General features: G+C 40.1%; 18 protein-coding genes and 1 pseudogene. 11 read left to right on the top strand and 8 right to left on the bottom strand.

The features are described 5' to 3' along the window. Positions 1 to 220 precede the first annotated feature (220 nt). Positions 221 to 751 (top strand): histidine phosphatase family protein, encoded by a 531-nt coding sequence (locus CC97_RS12070; RefSeq protein ID WP_044977016.1) that lies wholly within the window; start codon positions 221 to 223, stop codon positions 749 to 751. Positions 752 to 820: 69 nt separating this feature from the next. On the opposite strand, the gene CC97_RS12065 is transcribed toward CC97_RS12070, so the two are convergent. The 4 genes from CC97_RS12065 to CC97_RS12050 all read right to left on the bottom strand — a co-directional run bounded on the left by CC97_RS12065 (position 821) and on the right by CC97_RS12050 (position 5,053). After that, the gene (locus tag CC97_RS12065; RefSeq protein WP_044975175.1) at positions 821 to 2,410 is read right to left on the bottom strand and encodes a hypothetical protein; all 1,590 of its coding nucleotides are present in this window, start codon (positions 2,408 to 2,410) and stop codon (positions 821 to 823) included. Then, positions 2,400 to 2,897, bottom strand: a complete 498-nt coding sequence (locus tag CC97_RS12060) for an RNA polymerase sigma factor (protein WP_044975174.1) — start codon at positions 2,895 to 2,897, stop codon at positions 2,400 to 2,402. Before CC97_RS12060 ends, CC97_RS12065 begins: the two co-directional genes overlap by 11 nt. Before the next feature lie 314 nt (positions 2,898 to 3,211). Beyond that, complete coding sequence (locus CC97_RS12055) at positions 3,212 to 4,036, bottom strand: MerR family transcriptional regulator (RefSeq protein WP_044975173.1); 825 nt, start codon at positions 4,034 to 4,036, stop codon at positions 3,212 to 3,214. A gap of 39 nt (positions 4,037 to 4,075) precedes the next feature. Next, on the bottom strand, positions 4,076 to 5,053 hold the full coding sequence (locus tag CC97_RS12050) for a serine hydrolase (protein ID WP_044975172.1): 978 nt from the start codon (positions 5,051 to 5,053) through the stop codon (positions 4,076 to 4,078). Between the two features lie 213 nt (positions 5,054 to 5,266). Between CC97_RS12050 and CC97_RS12045 the strand changes: the two genes are divergently transcribed. The 7 genes from CC97_RS12045 (at position 5,267) to CC97_RS12015 (ending at position 12,090) form a co-directional block, all read left to right on the top strand. After that, complete coding sequence (locus CC97_RS12045) at positions 5,267 to 6,352, top strand: Fic family protein (RefSeq protein WP_044977015.1); 1,086 nt, start codon at positions 5,267 to 5,269, stop codon at positions 6,350 to 6,352. Positions 6,353 to 6,367: 15 nt separating this feature from the next. Next, positions 6,368 to 7,414 carry an RNA ligase family protein gene (locus CC97_RS12040; RefSeq protein WP_044975171.1) on the top strand — a complete coding sequence of 349 codons (1,047 nt, stop codon included), beginning with the start codon at positions 6,368 to 6,370 and terminating at the stop codon, positions 7,412 to 7,414. A gap of 52 nt (positions 7,415 to 7,466) precedes the next feature. Continuing rightward, positions 7,467 to 8,051: an ATP-binding protein gene (locus CC97_RS21075; protein ID WP_044975170.1), complete on the top strand. Its 585-nt coding sequence runs from the start codon at positions 7,467 to 7,469 to the stop codon at positions 8,049 to 8,051. Positions 8,052 to 8,227: 176 nt separating this feature from the next. After that, positions 8,228 to 8,833 (top strand): sigma-70 family RNA polymerase sigma factor, encoded by a 606-nt coding sequence (locus CC97_RS12030; RefSeq protein ID WP_081850107.1) that lies wholly within the window; start codon positions 8,228 to 8,230, stop codon positions 8,831 to 8,833. A gap of 111 nt (positions 8,834 to 8,944) precedes the next feature. Beyond that, complete coding sequence (locus CC97_RS12025) at positions 8,945 to 9,718, top strand: hypothetical protein (RefSeq protein ID WP_044975168.1); 774 nt, start codon at positions 8,945 to 8,947, stop codon at positions 9,716 to 9,718. Between the two features lie 274 nt (positions 9,719 to 9,992). Next, a complete protein-coding gene (locus tag CC97_RS12020; RefSeq protein WP_044975167.1) occupies positions 9,993 to 11,288 on the top strand; it encodes an ATP-binding protein in 1,296 nt (431 codons plus the stop codon). A gap of 205 nt (positions 11,289 to 11,493) precedes the next feature. Continuing rightward, positions 11,494 to 12,090 carry a dockerin type I repeat-containing protein gene (locus CC97_RS12015; protein ID WP_044975166.1) on the top strand — a complete coding sequence of 199 codons (597 nt, stop codon included), beginning with the start codon at positions 11,494 to 11,496 and terminating at the stop codon, positions 12,088 to 12,090. 50 nt (positions 12,091 to 12,140) lie between these two features. On the opposite strand, the gene CC97_RS18960 is transcribed toward CC97_RS12015, so the two are convergent. Beyond that, positions 12,141 to 13,313 carry a flavodoxin gene (locus tag CC97_RS18960; protein ID WP_049962878.1) on the bottom strand — a complete coding sequence of 391 codons (1,173 nt, stop codon included), beginning with the start codon at positions 13,311 to 13,313 and terminating at the stop codon, positions 12,141 to 12,143. 165 nt (positions 13,314 to 13,478) lie between these two features. On the opposite strand from CC97_RS18960, the gene CC97_RS12005 reads away from it, so the two are divergent. Both CC97_RS12005 and CC97_RS12000 read left to right on the top strand, forming a co-directional pair. After that, positions 13,479 to 14,378 (top strand): LysR family transcriptional regulator, encoded by a 900-nt coding sequence (locus CC97_RS12005; RefSeq protein WP_044975165.1) that lies wholly within the window; start codon positions 13,479 to 13,481, stop codon positions 14,376 to 14,378. Between the two features lie 258 nt (positions 14,379 to 14,636). Beyond that, on the top strand, positions 14,637 to 15,392 hold the full coding sequence (locus CC97_RS12000) for a carboxymuconolactone decarboxylase family protein (protein ID WP_044975164.1): 756 nt from the start codon (positions 14,637 to 14,639) through the stop codon (positions 15,390 to 15,392). Between the two features lie 230 nt (positions 15,393 to 15,622). Here CC97_RS12000 and CC97_RS20580 read toward each other — a convergent pair. Beyond that, a pseudogene (locus CC97_RS20580) lies at positions 15,623 to 15,736 on the bottom strand (KilA-N domain-containing protein); the annotation flags it as partial. Between the two features lie 946 nt (positions 15,737 to 16,682). Here CC97_RS20580 and CC97_RS11990 point away from each other — a divergent pair. Beyond that, the gene (locus CC97_RS11990; protein ID WP_044975162.1) at positions 16,683 to 17,153 is read left to right on the top strand and encodes a hypothetical protein; all 471 of its coding nucleotides are present in this window, start codon (positions 16,683 to 16,685) and stop codon (positions 17,151 to 17,153) included. Positions 17,154 to 17,452: 299 nt separating this feature from the next. Here CC97_RS11990 and CC97_RS11980 read toward each other — a convergent pair whose 3' ends face one another. Next, positions 17,453 to 18,097: an ATP-binding protein gene (locus tag CC97_RS11980; protein WP_049962877.1), complete on the bottom strand. Its 645-nt coding sequence runs from the start codon at positions 18,095 to 18,097 to the stop codon at positions 17,453 to 17,455. A gap of 107 nt (positions 18,098 to 18,204) precedes the next feature. Beyond that, entirely contained in the window at positions 18,205 to 19,056 is an 852-nt protein-coding gene (locus tag CC97_RS11975) for a KilA-N domain-containing protein (RefSeq protein ID WP_044975160.1), read from the bottom strand. Positions 19,057 to 19,120: the final 64 nt, after the last annotated feature.

Below are 19,120 nucleotides of genomic sequence, written 5' to 3'. Positions count from 1 at the left end.
CAAGCGAAGAAAACAAGCGAAGAAAGCAAGCGAAGAAAACAAGCGAAGAAAACAAGCGAAGAAAACAAGCGAAGAAAACAAGCGAAGAAAACAAGCGAAGAAAACAAGCGAAGAAAACAAGCGAAGAAAACAAGCGAAGAAAGCAAGCGAAGAAAACAAGCGAAGAAAGCAAGCGAAGAAAACAAGCGAAGAAAATAACCGAAGAAAAGCGAGGCAGAAAATGATTTGGTTTGTAAGACACGGTGAGACCGTCTGGAATGTTGAAAACAAGATATGCGGGGCGACGGACAGTCCGCTTACTGAGCGGGGGCATGCACAGGCTGTCGAGACCGGTGAGATGATAAAGAAGATGGGGATAAAAGCGGATGCTATACTGTATTCACCGCTTTCGCGTGCGAAGGATACGGCGGCACATATTTCTGAAATATGCGGCATTCCGATGCGCGAAGAAATACGTCTTATCGAGCAGCGGTTCGGAAAATATGAATCCACGCCCCGTGACGGGAAGGAATTTCATGAGGCGAAAAAGCAGTTTCTGAACCGTTACGACGGCGGTGAGTCGATGTTTCAGATGGCACAGCGTATCTACAATCTTCTCGATGAACTGAAGGAAAACGGAGGCGACTATATCCTCGTTGCACATAACGGAATCGCAAGGGTGGTTCATTCGTATTTCAACGAGATGACCAATGACGAATACGCATCATTCGGGGTCAAGAACTGCTCAGTCAGCGAGTACAGATTTGAATAACAAAACAAGGCATGACCTGCGTAAATGCGAAGTCATGCCTTATTTTGTATGAAACACGGTATGATAAGTTTACTGCTTGCTTTTCAGATGCTCTGCATAATCAGTGAATACGGATATATCTTCAGTCGTTGAATAATATGCGGTTCCGTCGACAATGATGTAAGGATGCATAACGCTGATATTTCTTGTTGTACCGTCGCTATATTCAACAGTGTAGCTTATCAGGCTGCCGTTATTTTCGCGCCAGCCGCTTACCTGCCGGCCAATATGAAATCTGCGTATTTTTGCTGAGAACAGAAATGCTTCTGAATTGTCAAGGACAATAGTTTTGCCGGAATTATATTCAGTAAATGTGATCTGCTTTATATTTTCAGCAGAAAGGCCGGTGGTTACTCCGCCTTCAAATGCAAGAAGCTGTTCCGGTGAATTGCGGTAGATATCAGCTGTTTCAGCCCAGGCGCTTTCAGGTAAAACAAGAACTGCAGAAGTTACATATCCGTTGTCGTTACCTCTGGCGTAGAGTGAGCAGAAGCTGTTTTCGATCCTGTACTGTTTTTGGTATTCGGTGCTTCCGTCAGAAGCTTTGTATTTTTCAAGATCAGTCCATGTCAGATGTGCGTTTCTTGAAAACTGCGCAAGTATGAAATCAAGAGGGATATTCTTCTTTTCTTCTGTCTCGCCGTTTAATACTGCAAGTATCTGTTCCGGTGTGCTTTCTCTTATGTCGATACCTCTGAGGTCATTTGAATTCATACGAACGAGTGCCGTTTTGTCCGGTGTCTGGGAATCATCTACCCATGAACGCTGATAGAACAGGCAAAGCGCATAGTCGGTGTTTTCGACAGGATAACGTAAAATATATATTCCGGAACCGATATCTTCAAATTCAAAACTCTTAAGGTCATTTAGTTTAAGTGAATCTCCCTTCTTTGAAAGTCCAATCAGTTCATCTTTGGTGATAAGCCGTTTCACCGCCGGAACAGTCGTAACTTCCGGAAGAGTTTCACGAGGTTTTGATTCTGTGGTTACTGTCGTAGTTATATATTTCGGGTCAGTGACTTTCTGTGTTTTCGGATTTTCTTCCTTATCGGCGGTTTCCGGTTCAGTATTTGCAGGGACGGTTCTTTCGGTTTCTTTTTTCTCAACCTTTTGAGATTCTGTCGGGGTGGTGCCGGCTGTTTCGGAACTCTTTTGGTTTTCATCGGAACTTACTGCGGACGATGCAGCTGATGCATCAGTATCTGAATTTGCAGGAATATCAGTAACTGCGGTCATCTCTGAAACGGATGAAAATGATGAGTCTGTGCTTTTTTCACTTCCGGTCATCTCAGATATGACAGTACCGCTTGTTTCACCGGCCGAAATGTTTATTTCATTATCATTATTATCGCCAGCCGGCAAATGATCAGATGTGAACTTTACCACACCGAATATCAGTGCAATGCAGGCTGCGGCAGGAAGAGCCGTACGAAGTATCTGTTTAGCGGTTTTTCCTCTGCTTACAGTGTATTCATTCGTAATAATATCACTGCCTTCATCCGGACAGCCTTCATATTCAGCATTATGATTTTTATCGAGTATCGCTTTAAGCATACGCTTTTCAGCAGATTCATCAGGTGCGATACTGTTCCATGAATCAATGATCTTTTTATTTTTCATAAAAATCATCGCCTAACCTTTCTTTCAGAATTGTACGTGCTTCATGAAGATGATTCCGGACAGTCGAATTCGGCTTCTGCAGGATCTCCGCAATCTCCGGACTTGTATATCCTTCGTAGTAGTAAAGATAGACCACGGTTTTGTATTTTTCAGGAAGGTCAAGCACGATTTGCAGTATCTCATCGGTATTAGCTTTTTCAGGACTTTTCAGATCGGTATGATCTTCGATGTTTTCATTGTTCCTCTGCCAGTGGTTCAGCATATTCAGACAGATGTTTGTTGCCGTCCTGATAAGCCAGGCCTTCTCGTGTTCTTCGTTTTCAAACTGCGGACCTTTTCGTATCATCCGGTAAAATGTTTCTTCAACAGCATCTTCAGTGTCGGACTTGTTTTTCATGTATGCGAAGCACACACGGTAAACGGTTTTAACGTGACGCATGTAAATATCGGTTATTTCTTTGTCCGTACGTAACAAAGCTTCTGACATACTGCATCGCCCCCTTTCACTTATAATACAATCGAACACGGTGAAGTGTCGGATGATTTTTTGATTTTTTCGATATCGGTACCGAATATGAGGATAACATTATATTACGGAGGTCAATTCAATCGTGTCTTTATCTCATAAAAAAACATAGATAAAGACAAGATCAAAATCAGAAAGATTATCTAATCCTCGTAAATACGCCGATTGAGCAGTTTCTTTCAATTGTGTCTTTATCTCGTAAAAAATCATAGATAAAGACATAATCAAAATTTGAATATACTCAAAACGGCCGTCTTAAGTTGACGACCGTAAATTTATGCATTCTTCCTCACCGGATAGTAAACCTCGGTGATATATTCGCTTTCGTCTGTGACCTGCGACGGATCTGTTACATAAACTTCAAAAAGTGCTCCTGTACAGATGTATCCGTTTTTCTCCGCCCATTCTGTTTGCTTTGCGTAGACTGAAGGAAGGCCGGAGTACGGGCCGTGAAGGATGGTTTTCAGACACAGCCCCGGACAGAAATCCCGTGTGCCGGTGGCGTATTCCTTTACCGGTACGGCGAATTCAGTATCCAGACCCTCCGGTGTGTATTCGGAACTGTGAAAAAGCACCATCGGCGGACCACTCAGGGTGAGTTTGTCAGTTGCTATCCGCTTGAAGATATGTTCATAGCAGCGGCTGTATTCGAGGGGATAGTCATCTGGACCTACCATTTTTCTGACCGACATAAGATACATTTTCGGAACATCAGCAAGCTGGATATCAATATCATTCAGATATGACATGACAGATCTGCCTTCGCGGATCATCGAAATATCATTTTCCAGCTGCGCTAAAATTCGGTTCCGGTCATTTATCTGCTCTTCGATCTCATTTTTCTTCCGGGCAAATGCCTGATAAAGTCCGTCTCCGTTCATTTCCTCCGAGCGGATGATATTCTTTATCTCATCCAGTGAAAATGAATACGACTTAAGGCGGTTTATAAACAGCATCGTTTCAAGCTGATCTACGGAATAGTAGCGGTATCCGTTTTCGGGATCTACCTTTTCCGGTTCGAGCAGGCCTATTTCGGCGTAGTATCGCAGCGTTTTTGCTGATACACTGCAGATCTTTGAGAATTCTCCGATAGAAAGCATAAGTTTATTCTCCTGTTTACCGGCTAAAATGGTGATCTGTTATTCGTCAAATGCCGGTTCGATGTATTCTTTGATAAAATCGATTCTGTCCTTTGCACGCGGCACGAAAAGACAGGTGATCGCGACAACAAGTTTTTTCTTCGTACTAACCCGGATGATGTTACCACCGTCGCCCATTGCGGCAAATCCGTCACAGTCACGGCCAAGCCACCACAGATATCCGTACGGGATATTGAGCTTTTTCCATCGGCTGTGTTCAGATGTGCTTTCGGATATCCATTTTTCCGATACGATGCGTTTACCGTTCCAGGTTCCGCCGTTTAAAAGCATCTGTCCGATCTTCGCCATATCCACCGGCGAAAGAGTAAGGCCCCATCCGGTAGTATTTATGCCTTTAGGATCTGCGACCCATCCGCTTATATCGGTAGCTTTGTAAAATGCCATCTGCTCATCCTTGTTCCGGAAAATGATACTTTCACCGACGTTTATGCCGAGCGGTTCAAACAGATTTTCCTTTGCAAAATCCAGTACGGACATGCCGGTAGCTTTTACAAGAATGCCGGACAGAATATCCGGACCGATTATCGGTGCATATCGGAACTCACCTGTATGCCGCTTTCCGCCGAGCGTATCAAGTGAAAATTTCACCCAGTCGGGACTTGTGAAATATTTTACATACGGATTGAAACGGAATTTATACGGTGCAGTCATGGTGAGAATATCACGTATGGTAATGTTCTGTATCGTCTTTTCGCCCTTTTTCACCGTGTAGTCCGGATAAAAATCAAGAACTTTCCGGTCGATGCTGTCTAAAAGTCCTTTATCCAGTGCGATGCCGAACAATACGGAAACAATACTTTTGGTGACTGAAAACACATGGATACGGCTTTCTTCCGTACATCCGCTGAAATATTTTTCATAAACCAGTTTTCCGTCTTTCATTACGGCGATGCCTGCAGTGTTGCTGTAATCTCCGGCAACGGCATTTTCCATTCCTCTGATCTTCGTCTTATCCATTGTTCATTCTCCTTTGCGCAGGTTTATGTTTATAGTATAAACCATGCCGTAAGGGGAAGGTCAAGGGAGATTTTTATACTCTGTATGATATCATATATGAAACGGCAGGTCAACAGTGTAACTGAAAGAAATTTTCGTCCGGACTATTGCTTTTTCGTCCAATTCATGATATAATATGGACGAAAACTGAAAATGCCGGACGAAAGGAATATCATGAGAGTATTTGATTACAGCAGATTTGCGGAAGAATGCTGGGACAGCGAAATACTTCGCCTTGTTGCAAAAATTCATGAATGCAAAGGCCGTCAGGAGTTTTTTATAAGACAAAAACCAGCTGAACTGGACAGACTCGTTGAAATAGCGAGAATTCAGAGTACAGAAGCTTCAAATAAAATTGAGGGTATCGTAACGACCAGCACAAGAATGCATCAGCTTATAAATGAAAAAACTCAGCCGCGAAACAGGGGTGAGCAGGAGATACTTGGTTATCGTAATGTTCTTAAAACAATACATGAGAATTATGAATACATTCCGGTAAGGTCGTCGTATATTCTTCAGCTTCACAGAGATCTGCTGGAACCAGCCGGACTTGAATTCGGCGGAAGGTTTAAGAATGTTCAGAATTATATAGCTGAAACGCTGGCCGACGGTACAAGGAAAGTGAGATTTACTCCTGTTGAACCGTTTGAAACTCCGCAGTCAGTTGAAGATTTGTGTGAGAGTTTCAGCAGGGCTATGGCGCTGGAATATGTCGATCCTCTTATACTGATACCGGTTTTTATATGCGATTTTCTTTGTATCCATCCGTTTAATGACGGTAACGGAAGGATGAGCAGACTTATGACTCTTTTACTGCTTTACAAATCAGGATTTACAGTCGGAAAATATATCAGTATCGAAAAAGAAATCGAGAAAACTAAGGAAACATATTATGAAGTCCTTGAGCAGTCGAATTATGACTGGTATGAAAACCGCAATGATTACAGACCGTTTATAAAATACATGCTTAAGATCATACTTGTCTCATACAATGAATTTGAAAAGCGTGTAGGACTTATGAACGATATCGGAGTGAAAAGTTCAGCGTATGATGTTGTAAAAGTATATGTTGACAGCAAAACAGGAAAATTCACCGGCAGTGATGTGATCAGTAACTGTCCGTTATTCGGCAGGTCATCTGTATTGTCAGCATTGAAAAAACTCACGGAAGAACAGGTTATTGTGAAATCCGGAGTTGGAAGAAGTACGTATTATATCCGGAATATTCTTCAGGATAAAGGAAAAGATATTGATAAATAAGAAAGGATGTTGATCATGAGCAGAAAATTAGCAAGCGTACAAAGAATATGGAAAATAGAGCCGATAGAAGGCGCTGACAGAATAGAACTGGCATATGTCCTTGGATGGCAGTGCGTGGTGAATAAAAATCAGTTCGCACCTACGGATCTTGCTGTGTATTTTGAAATCGACAGTTTTCTTCCTGTATGCAGCGAGTTTGAGTTTCTGAGAGCATCAAGCTACAGGAAGACCGATATTATGGGCGAAGGTTTCCGTCTGAAAACTCAGAAGTTCCGCGGTCAGGTATCACAGGGACTGCTGCTTCCGTTAAGTAAATTTCCTGAAATCCCAGCTGATATTGAAGTGGGTTCTGATGTTACTGAACTACTGAATGTCCGCAAGTGGGAAATGGAGGTGCGCGCAACTTCCGGTGGTACAATCACCGGAGATCTGCCGGGAAGTATTCCTCATACTGATGAAACAAGGGTACAAGCTGAACCGGAGCTTATAAAAGAGTTTGCAGGACTGAAATACTATATCAGCACTAAAATGGATGGTAGTTCTCATTCTGTCAGCATAGATGAGGATGGATTTCATGTTACTGGTCATAATTATGAGTATAAAGATGACGGCAAAAGTGATTTCTATAATCTCGTAAACGAGCGGGGATATAAGGAAAAGCTTGAAGCATTCAAGTTAAAAGAGAATCTGGCTTCACTTACAGTTCAGGGGGAATTCTGTGCTCCGGGTATCCAGAAGAATCGTCTGAAACTCAAAAAGCCTGAGTGGTATGTCTTTACTGTAATGGAGAATGGCAAGCGTGTCGGACTTGACCGGATGCTGGAGATATGCAAAGAACTGGAGTTTGACGTCGTTCCGATAGAAGAGATCGATACTGATCTTCCTGCTAAATATCCTACAGTAGAGGCTTTGCTTGAACGTGCCGACGGTGATTATCCTAACGGCGGTAAAAAGGAAGGCATTGTTATTCGTCCGGTGGAACCAGTGTTCAGTACTACAATTAGTGCTGCATTAAGTATGAAGGTAGTAAGTAATAAGTATCTGCTGAAAAACGATGATTAAATCTGAAAGACGATATTTATAAATAGCATGCCGAAGGCATACCTTTTCGGAAATGGTAGCGCCTACGGCGCAAATTGAAAAAAAGTTCCCGCAGCAGATGTTGCATGGCGGTATATCAGATCCTAGAAATAAAACACTGATGAAGATGTTTAATATGATTGGTATAGGCGAAAGAGCGGGAAGTGGTATCCCGGATATTTATCAGGTCTGGGAAAATGAAGGGTGGAAATTACCTGTTGTAGAGGAAAGATATAATCCGGACAGGACCATTTTGCTGCTTGAATTTGTGGAGAATGAAGCGAAGAAAGCAAGCGAAGAAAGCAAGCGAAGAAAACAAGCAAAGACTGCAAACGACGAAAATAAGCGGATAAATAAAGCAGAGAAAACAAGCGAAGAAAACAAACGAAGAAAACAAGCGAAGAAAACAAGCGAAGAAAACAAGCGAAGAAAAACAGAAGATAACTATAAAGCGATAAGGGAGTACTTACGAAAGAACGGATTGTCAAAAACAAATGAAATAGCAGAAGCAATAGGTTTAAGTTCGTCTCGTACAAGAGTTATTTTAAAAGAAATGCCTGATGTTGAATATGAGGGGACGAATACTAATAGAAAATATAGATTAAAAGAGCAATTGTGAATTTATCTGATAAAAGTTCTCACAGCGATCACTGTGAGAACTTTTGTTTTGTGACAGATAATATTCAGTGATTATTAAATTCCTTTTCCGGCTTCTGATTTGATCCTCAAAAATTTTAAAAATTATGTAACACTTTAATGTTATGATGTCAATATGAATAGTGAAGGATCTGATAAATGCATTTAATGATACCTGCAGGTGGTGAAGCAATGACACACGAAGAATTTCAGTGCGGAAAAAATAATTCTGACGATTATATTTACAGAAAAATATTTGATGAATACTGTGGCTATGTACATACTATCGTATTCAATATTCTCAGAAGCAGTGCTGAAAGGGAAGATATTGAAGAGTGCGTAGGAGATGTTTTTGCAGATGTATACAGATATTTTAATTCTGACAGTGAACGTGAAGGTGATATCAAAGGATTCATTGCAACGATTGCAAGAAGAAAAGCTCTGAGATATTTAAAGAAGCTTTCATCTGGAAAAAACATATTCAGTACTGATGATAATGAATTTGAACAGATAAGATCATCTGATGATGTCGAAAATGAAGTGTCTGATACTGAAATTCAGAAGCTTCTTATTGAAAAAATCAATGAACTTGGCGAACCGGACTGTTCAATACTTATTCACAAATATTACTATAATCGTACATCGACAGAGATATCAGAAATAATGAATATTTCTCCTCAGTCGGTCAGAGTTAGAAGTAGCCGTGCTTTAAAAAAACTCAGAAAGGCACTTGAAAAATCAGGAATATCGTTTCAGGAGCAGTGATATTTATGAAAATGAAAAAAAACAGATTTCAGCATACTTGAAAATGCTGATAAAGAAATTACAGAAATTTTATCGGAACATGATAAACTAACTTCGGATGAAAAGGAGAGGATGTATAAGATCAGCCGAAAGAAATATGAAGTTGATGAAATTTGTGAAAATACGGAGAAATATGCATCTGATCAGGGTAAAGAAGAATATGAAGTTAAAATTGAAAATTACCGCAGAAAAAGATCAGCAGTTTTTGCAGTGTCGGCAGCAGTGATTCTGATTTTTGCAGGTGTTGCGGGTATAACGGCTAGATTAATTCCGAAAAGTGAAATAGTTATGAATGTTGAAGATAACACATCTGCTTCAGAAATGTCGAAAACTGAAGAAACATTGGGTTCATCATTCACAGAAACTTCCTCTTCTGTAACAACATTATCTGCTGATACTATAACAGAAGAAAGAAAAGAGGAGCAGATACATTTATCTAACATGTCGTCTTCAGTAGATTGGTATCATGACGAAGACTCGGAACTTGTATCAGGTGCTTTTGACGGTAAATCAGGAATGGCGGCCGTTGTTACAAGTACTGACGAGATGCTATCATATCTTTCTCAGATATACAAAGAAGATATTATAGAAAAATATCGTCAGAAATATGATGCTGCTTTTTTCGATGAAAATGTACTTATGTTGAATTCGATATTCAAGGAGACAGGCTGGGAATCTGGTGTGGAAATTGAACGTGCATATTTTAATTATGATACTATTGATATCGACATTAGAGAAACTGGACATGAAGTGGATGTTAAGAGGCGGTCAATTTGTCTTGTACAGGTTTCATGCAACAGGACAATCTGGAACAACTGTAGTGTCAAATGGAATATCTTCAGTTAATTTGTATGGCGAATAAGTTCCATTTATAGATAGTATGCCGAAGGCATACCTTTTCGTGAGAAAGCAAGCGAAGAAAGCAATAAATAAAGAAAAAGTTCCCGTAAAAAAAGCGGGAACTTTCGTTTTTTACGTGGGTTATAAATGATTCGTGCCTAAAATTGCAGATTTTCCGAAAAAGTTCGTGTAAAATTACGCGAATTTTTCTGAAAAATCCATTGATTTTTACACGAATATATATTATAATAAAGCTGAAAACTACATGGGAGGTGCTCGAATGTACAGAAAAATATCAGAATATCTTATCGAATGGAAGAAAAGCCCGAACCGTAAACCGCTGATCCTTCAGGGTGCAAGACAGGTCGGCAAGACTTATGCTCTGCTTGAATTTGGGCGTAATAACTACGATAACGTAGCATATTTTAATTTTGAAACTGATCCGAAGCTGGCAGATACATTTGCTGAAAATATAAGTCCGGCATATCTGCTGCCGATCCTCTCGCATATATCCGGTACAACTATTGTTTCGGAGAAAACGCTTATAATATTTGATGAAGTCCAGCTGTGCGAACGTGCTCTGACATCTCTCAAATATTTCTGTGAGGAAGCTCCGGAGTATCACATCGCAGTAGCCGGAAGCCTGCTTGGAGTTGCTGTGAACCGGAGGCAGTTTTCATTTCCTGTCGGCAAGGTGGATATAAAGAATATGTACCCGATGGATATGGAGGAATTTCTTTTTGCTTTAGGCGAGGAGTCTCTTGTAAAAGAGATACGCAGGCACTTTGAAGATGACAGTCCGATGCCTGCGGCATTGCATGATTCTGCTATGCAGTTATACCGTCAGTATCTTATAGTCGGCGGAATGCCGGAGTGTGTGGAAAAGTTTGCTGTTACAAAGGATTATCTGCTTGTGCGTCATATACAGGATACTATCCTGCTTGGTTATCTTGATGATATGAGTAAATACAACACCACGAACGAAATCAAGAAAACTCGTCTTTGCTATTATAATATCACAGTTCAGCTTTCCAAAAAGAATACGCGTTTTCAGTATAAGCTGATAAAGAAAGGCGCAAGAGCGTCTGAATTTGAGAATGCTGTAGAGTGGCTTCAACTTTCAGGTATCGTTTCTCAGGTGTACAGAGCCGCACAGATAAAGAAGCCGCTTGAAAACTATAAGGATATTGACTCCTTCAAGATATATGTTTCTGATACAGGACTGCTTTGTGCGAAGAAGGATCTTAATGCCGGTGACATACTGTATATGTCGGATGAAATAAATGATTTCAAGGGTGGCATGACTGAGAATTACGTCAATAATCAGTTTGTAATGAACGGATACCGCACATATTACTGGGAATCTGACCGCGGAGCGGAAGTTGATTTTATCATTCAGCGTGACGGAAAGCTTATACCTGTTGAAGTAAAGAGTGCCGACAATACCAGAGCGAAGAGCCTTCGCATTTATATGGAAACGTATAAACCTGAGTATGCGATCAAGCTCTCAGCGAAAAACTTTGCATTTGAAGATAATCAAAAAGTTGTTCCGCTGTATGCTGCGTTTTGTATATAAAATTCAATCGTGTCTTTATATTGCTAAAAAACATAGATAAAGACACGATCAAAATCACTGATTACAGTAAAGCAACGTAAATATGCCTGTCACAATAATTCATAACTATCTTTGTGTAAAATATGCATTGAAATCTTTCATTAAAATACAGATAATAATAATATAGATTTTGTTAAAATACACGTATTCAAGGAGAAAATGTAAAATGAAAAAAGCGATAGCAGTTATGACTGGATTATCGGTGATCATGTCAGTGACACCGGCCGTTTATGCAGATTTCGGATTTGCAACTGAGCCGGAGGAAGTAGCGGTTTTTGTACAGAAATATATCGATCAGAAAATTCCGGGCAAGGCGAAGGTCGAAACTACAGATACGGAAGTCATAGTAAGGTTTTATAAGACATCATTCCTTAACCCGACACAGCAGGGCAACATACTTATGGAAAACCTGAGAAGCTATCTGCTTTCAAACGACGCGGATTATTCCATAGTAAGACTCGTTTACGATGAATCGGTTACCGAAGATGAAAAACCAGCCGAAGATGAAAAGCCTTCCGAAGAAGAAAAAACTTCAGAAGAAGAAAAGCCGGAAGATCCTGCTTATGTCAGCGGAGATATAGACGGAAGCGGAACAATTGATGTTACCGATCTTACCGAAGTCTCACTTGCACTTTTAGGCGACAGGGATTTAACTGACGAACAGCAGAAGGCAGCCGACGTTGACGGCGACGGATCTCTCAGCCTTGCTGACCTTGCCAAGCTCAGACAGTATCTTTCAAAGAAGATCGATTCGCTTGATTAAACCGAAAGAAAAAACCTGAAAAACTAAGAATTTTTCAGGTTTTTTCGTATTTATTTCAGTGAGAGCGTGACAGAAACATCACCATCACCGAATATATCCTTTAATTCCTCTTGTGTGATATTGCTGATATGTCCGAGTTTTGTGTAACTCCATGAATTGGAGTTATAGAAGATCGTCATCTGATTGCCCTGATAGAGCATGATGTCGCATGGCTCCGTATCGATTTTTTCGTCCGTTTTTGTCAGTGCCCAGGGAAGTTTGCCGACTTTTTCAAATCCGCCGTACTCATTAAGTGAGACGGTAACAGGTTCTGCTTTCAGCTTTTCGGCAAGTTCGGCAGCCGCGGTGCTGTCGGCAAAAGAAGCAGTAAGCTCATGACCGTTCACGGAGATCAGAAGTTCTGATTCAGATTTTTCACTGTTCAGCGGAAGCGTATCTACCCACTTCTTTACATCGTCCTTTGTGGCACCTGCAGAAAAACGTCTGCCTTCAAGCTGCCTGCCTATCGGCACAAGCTCTGCGATATTCTTCTCGCTTGCGGAAATACCGCTGCTGCCGGATGTGCAGAACGGAATAACTGTTTTATCAGAGAAGTCATAGCTTTCAAGGAAAGTGTCAATGATACGCGGTTCCTGTCCCCACCATATCGGATAACCTAAGAATATCGTGTCATAGCTGTCGATAGAAGAAACGGGGTCAGCTATTCCCGGACGGACAGTTTTATCATTCTGCTCATTGTTGGCACGGCAGCCGTCATCCTGATATCTGATATCGGCATCTGTGTACGGAACAGCAGCTTCGATCACATACATGTCAGCATCGGTAAGCTCGATCAGATGTTCAGCGATCTTCTCAGTATTTCCCGTGCGGGAGAAGTAAACGACAAGGGTATCGTTTGTGTCGTTCATCTGACCGATTATCTCGCTTTTCATAAGACACAGATCGATCACGTCCCAGTGTTCGTTCTCGTTCAGGTCATATGGCTTTTCAGTCAGATCGTCTTCTGCCAATCCTGTCAGCAGATATTTCTGTAAATTTATAATATCATGTACCGTGTATTTATAATCGGGAACAGCAGATGCTTTTACATGAGCAGACAGATCTGTCTGAAGCGGAATATTACCTGTCGTCTGTACACTGCCGGAATCAGCGTATTTTCCACAGCCTGCTGCTGTAAGTATAATTGTTGCAGCAGTCAGAATTGTTCTTATCATCTTTTTCATTTCAATCCCTCTTTCTTCACCATAAATACAAGGTAGTCAGGTATCTTTTGTTGATTTAATTATAACACGGTACTTTTAAGATAGCAAATACCTATATTGAATACGGCGATATGCTTGACAGCTATAGTCTGATGTGTTATGATGTTGAAAAAGGGGGCTTAATGAATGGATATTCGTGTACTGAAATATTTCCTAGCTGTTGCAAGGGAACAGAGTTTTTCAACGGCAGCAGAGAGACTGTTTTTATCGCAGCCAACGCTTTCCCGTCAGTTAAAGGAACTTGAGGACGAGCTCGGAAAAACTCTGCTTGTCCGCTCAAACAAGGGCGTCACGCTGACAGAGGAGGGTATTATACTCCGAAAACGCGCTGAGGAGATCATTGACCTTATGGACAAGACGGAGCAGGAAGTAAGGCAAAGCAATGACAGCGTCTCCGGCACTGTATATATCGGTGCGGGAGAGACTTACGCAATAAAGCTGATCGCAGATACGGCACATCATCTTAAAGCTGATTACCCCGGTATTCATTACAGCTTTTTCAGCGGCAACGGCACCGATGTAATGGAGAAACTCGATCGCGGACTGATGGATTTCGGGCTGATATTCGGAAATATCGACAGAACCAGATATGAAGCCATTGAAATACCTCTGCACGACACATGGGGAGTACTGATGCGTCAGGATGAACCGCTGGCTAAGAAATCTACTCTGACGATATCTGATGTATCAGGACTTGACCTCATAATTCCAAGACAGCCCAATCACAGCACCATGCTGTCTGAAATGATAGCAGAACAGGCGCCTGATGCAAATATAGTCGCAGAGTACAATCTTATCTACAATGCATCAGTAATGGTCGGTGAAGGCATAGGATGTGCAATTGCTCTCGACCGGCTTATCAACGTCAGCGGTGACAGCAAGCTCTGCTTCCGGCCTTTTGAACCTCCTATGGAGGCAGTATGTTCTTTTATCTGGAAACGATACTCTGTTTTCACGAAGGCAGCCGGTATATTCTTAGAGCAGTTTAAAAAGGACATATCAAACATAAAAATCCCGGAATACTGAGGCGCGTAAAAATGAATAAACAACGTAAGCTGTGGAAGTTGTGTCGCTGATGAACAAAACAGACAGCGGATTCCATGAACAGGAGAAAGTAAACGGTATGATCTCAGTCGGAGCGGCCGGATAATTTCTGGAGTACATCAAATGTATACAGTCTGAGCATACAAAGCTATACAAAATAAGCATTTTACATACTAAATAAATCATGCTATAATGAGTACAGGACATAAACCTGTACTCTTTTTTTACGGAGGTATAATTATGGCTGAAAAGATCGTACAGACAGCAGGCAGAGCGCAGCTCGGAGAGTTTGCTCCGGACTTTGCACATTTTAATGATGATATTCTTTTCGGTGAGAACTGGAACAATACTGATATTGATCTGAAAACGCGCAGCATGATCACTGTGGTCGCACTTATGTCGCAGGGCGTGACGGATAATTCTATCCGCTACCATATTCAGAATGCGAAAAATCACGGCGTATCGCAGAAAGAAATGGCGGCAGTCATCACCCACACAGCATTCTATGCAGGATGGCCGCACGCCTGGGCAGTGTTCAGCATCGCGAAAGAAGTTTACGCAGATAACTCTTCTTTAGTTTCGGAAAAGGACCGGTTCCAGAGTGAGATCATGTTCCCAATTGGAGAGCCGAATCCTTACGGCGCTTACTTTAAGGGACAAAGCTATCTTGCACCGGTTTCCACGGAGCAGATACCTGTTTATAATGTAACATTTGAGCCTGCCTGCAGGAACAACTGGCATATCCATCGCGCAAAAAGCGGCGGCGGACAGATGCTTATCTGTATCGGCGGACGCGGCTGGTATCAGGAGTACGGGAAGGAAGCAAGAGAACTTCACGCAGGCGATATAGTAAATATCCCGGCAGGCGTTAAGCACTGGCACGGTGCAGCAGGGGACAGCTGGTTTGCTCATCTTGCAATAGAGATACAGGGCGAGGAAGCAGGCACGGAATGGTGCGAGGCTGTATCCGATAATGATTACAATAAATTGAAATAACTGCTATGCTGTTTAAAAAGCTCTCTCAGCCGAAACTGTGAGAGCTTTTGTCTGCAGCCACACTCTTTCATAAGAACGAATATATCACGGCGCTTTGCGAGATTATCGAAAGCAGTCATTATAAATCTGATGAAGATCGTGAACAGTTATTTTATGTTTTAAAAAGTAGGTAAAGTTCAGTAAGAAATAAGACCCGTAGGTTTTGATGGTAAAAAAACGGGGCCCAGTTCACTTTTATACCGAGCAATATCAGTTAGTGAAATATATTCATTTTCAAAGTCAGATGTATATATGCCAATATCTATTCCATTGGCATGAATAGTGTCTTTTATAATTTTATTCATTGCTTTCTTTACTCCTTGTTTTAATTCATCCCCGCCAGCACTTCATTCAGCTGAACCATGTACTTCATACTTCACTTTAAATTTTTCAGATTCAACTATTTTTTCTTTTCTTCCAAACCGGAATGCCCATGAAAACGTCTTTCTCATAATTATCTCTGTTTAAAATTAGAGTGAACAGGAAATCTTCAAATGAAATAGTACGCCTGCGGCGTGCTATTATAATTGCTGCGCAGCAGCCACCTTAAGTTTGAACTGTCGCAAAGCGACAGAATGGAGATTAATATGAAAATCAATGTATATATTAGAGATGCATTAAAAGGTTTATTAGTATCATTGATAATATACATAGTTATTACAATAGCCTTCACAATAAAAATGGCACAAAACACACCCGAGTACAAATTGACTGAAATAATTACTTATAATTTGTTTGTGTCTCCGTTTAATATTTTGTTTTTTCTTCCGGTGTTTTGGTTTTTGGTTTTAAACATTATTTATCTTTTGTTATTTATTATTAGTACGATATATGGTGTCAGATGCACAGCTGAAATTATATCTTTCGAAAACAAAAGAAGTCTACTTGATCCACGTTCAATAAAACACAGAATAGTGGTTAGAACACCAGATGGCTTTATAGGAAAGAGTTTTTGTTATTATATAAACCTAACCAAGTTTCATGAATGTTTTCCAGAATCAATGTGTACGATAATTAAATGGCACAACATGGTTTTTATAACAGACTTTAGATAATCACTTTGCACACTCTCAACCATCAAAGCAATTCAGCCTTATATGATTTTATTACCAATATAAAATCTATGTCGTTAGAGTCAAGTGCTTCAAATGTTCAATCCATATGGAATATATCTCAAAAATATAACCAATTCACTTGCAATCCATGGTTTGAAGGGCATAGTGTTACAATAGAATACAGGTGAAATAAGAAATGAATAAACAACCTAAAAGTACAATTGAAAGCATGCCGTTATACATAATAATTTTACTGATATTTCAATTCATACTATTCTCTCCTGAGTTAATTTCCAGTATCAAAAATAAGAGGAGATTATCAGAGCTTTTCATCGATATTTTCACAGAAAAAGAAGATCATTTATATTTATATGGATTTGGAATATTAATCGTGATATTTGTTATAGTCCATATAATATATATCATATGGAGAAAAACAGTAATGAAATATGGAGTAAAGCATTCAGGCAAAATTATAGAGACAGTATCAAGTTTGGCTCAAATCAGCAGACGAAGCACATTACATTACAAGTATAAAGTCAAACTTGAAAATGATAGTGTAGTATTTACACAGAATTATTTGGATAATGAAATCGAAAGGCAGAATTTAAGGACCTGTACAGTTTATGAATATAAAGGCAAATATGTTTTCTGCGATTTTAAATAGTATAAACTATGAATAGAGTTGAAGGAATTGATTATCGATAAGGAACGTGATAATTTGAAAAAGACTGTCTTATGTATGACAGATAACAATTATGATGACGCCGATACAAAACGATAGCTTTGACGTTTGGTCCAGTCAACAGTATGACACACATACGTTCCTGAAAAAAGTATTTGACCATAAACCCGATATGCTTCTGCCAAATAATAAGAAAAAGCTGAAAAAACCTCAGATTTTTTCAGCTTTTTTCTATTGCGCCAAAGGCGCATCCATTTAATCGTAAATCTCGCAGGAGAAAATTATTTTATTTTCAGCTTGTTGACACTGCCTTCGCCTGCAGTTTTTTCGAGGATATTTCTAGCCAGCATATTATTAACTGTATTTGTCAGTTTTTTAGTTATGCCTTTATAGTTCATAGCTGCTGCAAGCTCAGTTAGGGTGAGCGGCTTGTCTTTCAGTGCGTCCGTGATCTTTTTTTCATAGGCGGCTTTTTTATCTGTTTGTTCATTTTTTTTGAGAAAATAGCTGTGGACAGGAATCGTTACCGAGAGATAGGATCTGTTTTCATCCATATCAAAAGTAAGCAGCTCCGAACCATTTTCACGGAGAGCTTTTATAGCATTCGGAAAGCCTGTATTTCGCCCCTCAATAAGGTGAAGCTCTTTGAGAAAATCACCTATTCTTCGGTTGCGGTATACTCTTGCGCGGATTGAGTAATTTGCAATGCTTTCATCAGATATACTTCTGTCGAATCCGGGAAAACTGGTTATTTCGATATTTTCAGGCGTAATTCTTACGGTTATCGGTTCACTCACCTGATAAGAACGGTGATAGACTGCGTTGGAAAGTATCTCCTCTATCGCAGCGTAAGAATAATTGAATATTGTTAACGCTTCAGCCTTTGTTTTATCCTTGATGATAACTTTCTTGATATATCTCAGCAAAACAATTTTGTCAAGTGACTCGACGAAATTTTATCGAGTGACTCGACAAAATAATATCGAGTCATCGTTTCGTCGAGTCGATACTGAGGTATCATTATAGTCCCCAATCAGTCATTGTTCTTTTTTTCAATTCCAGGTAAACTATTAAGTTCAAGTCTGTCTAATGTAGACAGCTGCTGAACTGCAAGTTCATGAAGAAGTGACATTCTTTCAGCCTGCGATTTTCCCTGATTGATAAGGACTGCATTATAACTTTCCATGTTAGCCAAAACAAGAAGCTGATAAATCGTTGCATGATCTCTTATGTTCCCTTTTGCTTCAGGATTTTCATCACGCCATTGTTTTGCCGTCCTACCGAATAAAACAGTATTAAGAAGATCGGCTTCATTTGCGTAAGTATAGGAAATCTGAATAGGTGTAAGTTCAGGTGGGATAAGATTTGCTTTAATAGCATCAGTATGAATTTTATAATTCAGTTTTGATATTTCTCTGTTTAGATTCCAGTTAAGTGAGAGTTTACTTGTTTCTTCTGTTTTTAATCTCTTATAATCCTGTATTATATACAGCTTGAATTCAGGTGAGATCCATGAAGCAAACTCAAAAGCAATGTCTGAATGTGCATATGTGCCGCCATATCTTCCTGATTTGCTTACAATTCCAATAGCGCTGGTTGATTCAATCCACTTCTTTGGAGATAAAGTAAATGCATTTGAACCAGCTTGCTTTTTAAACCCGTCGAATTCGACGGGTTTAAAACCGGGATTATTTAGTGATTCCCACAGCCCTAAAAATTCTATAATATCCTTATTTCTTAGCCAGTTTTTTATTACATCATCTGGTGAATCACTTTTATACCGAGCAATATCGGTTAGTGAAATATATTCATTTTCAAAGTCAGATGTATATATGCCAATATCTATTCCATTGGCATGAATAGTGTCTTTTATAATTTTATTCATTGCTTTCTTTACTCCTTGTTTTAATTCATCCCCGACAGCACTTCATTCAGCTGAACCATGTACT

Origin of the sequence: Ruminococcus sp. HUN007, assembly GCF_000712055.1 — a bacterium.
In the GTDB taxonomy this organism is placed as follows: Bacteria; Bacillota; Clostridia; order Oscillospirales; family Ruminococcaceae; genus HUN007.
Note: the sequence above shows the minus strand (reverse complement) of the source record. Positions and strands in the feature narration are given on the sequence as shown.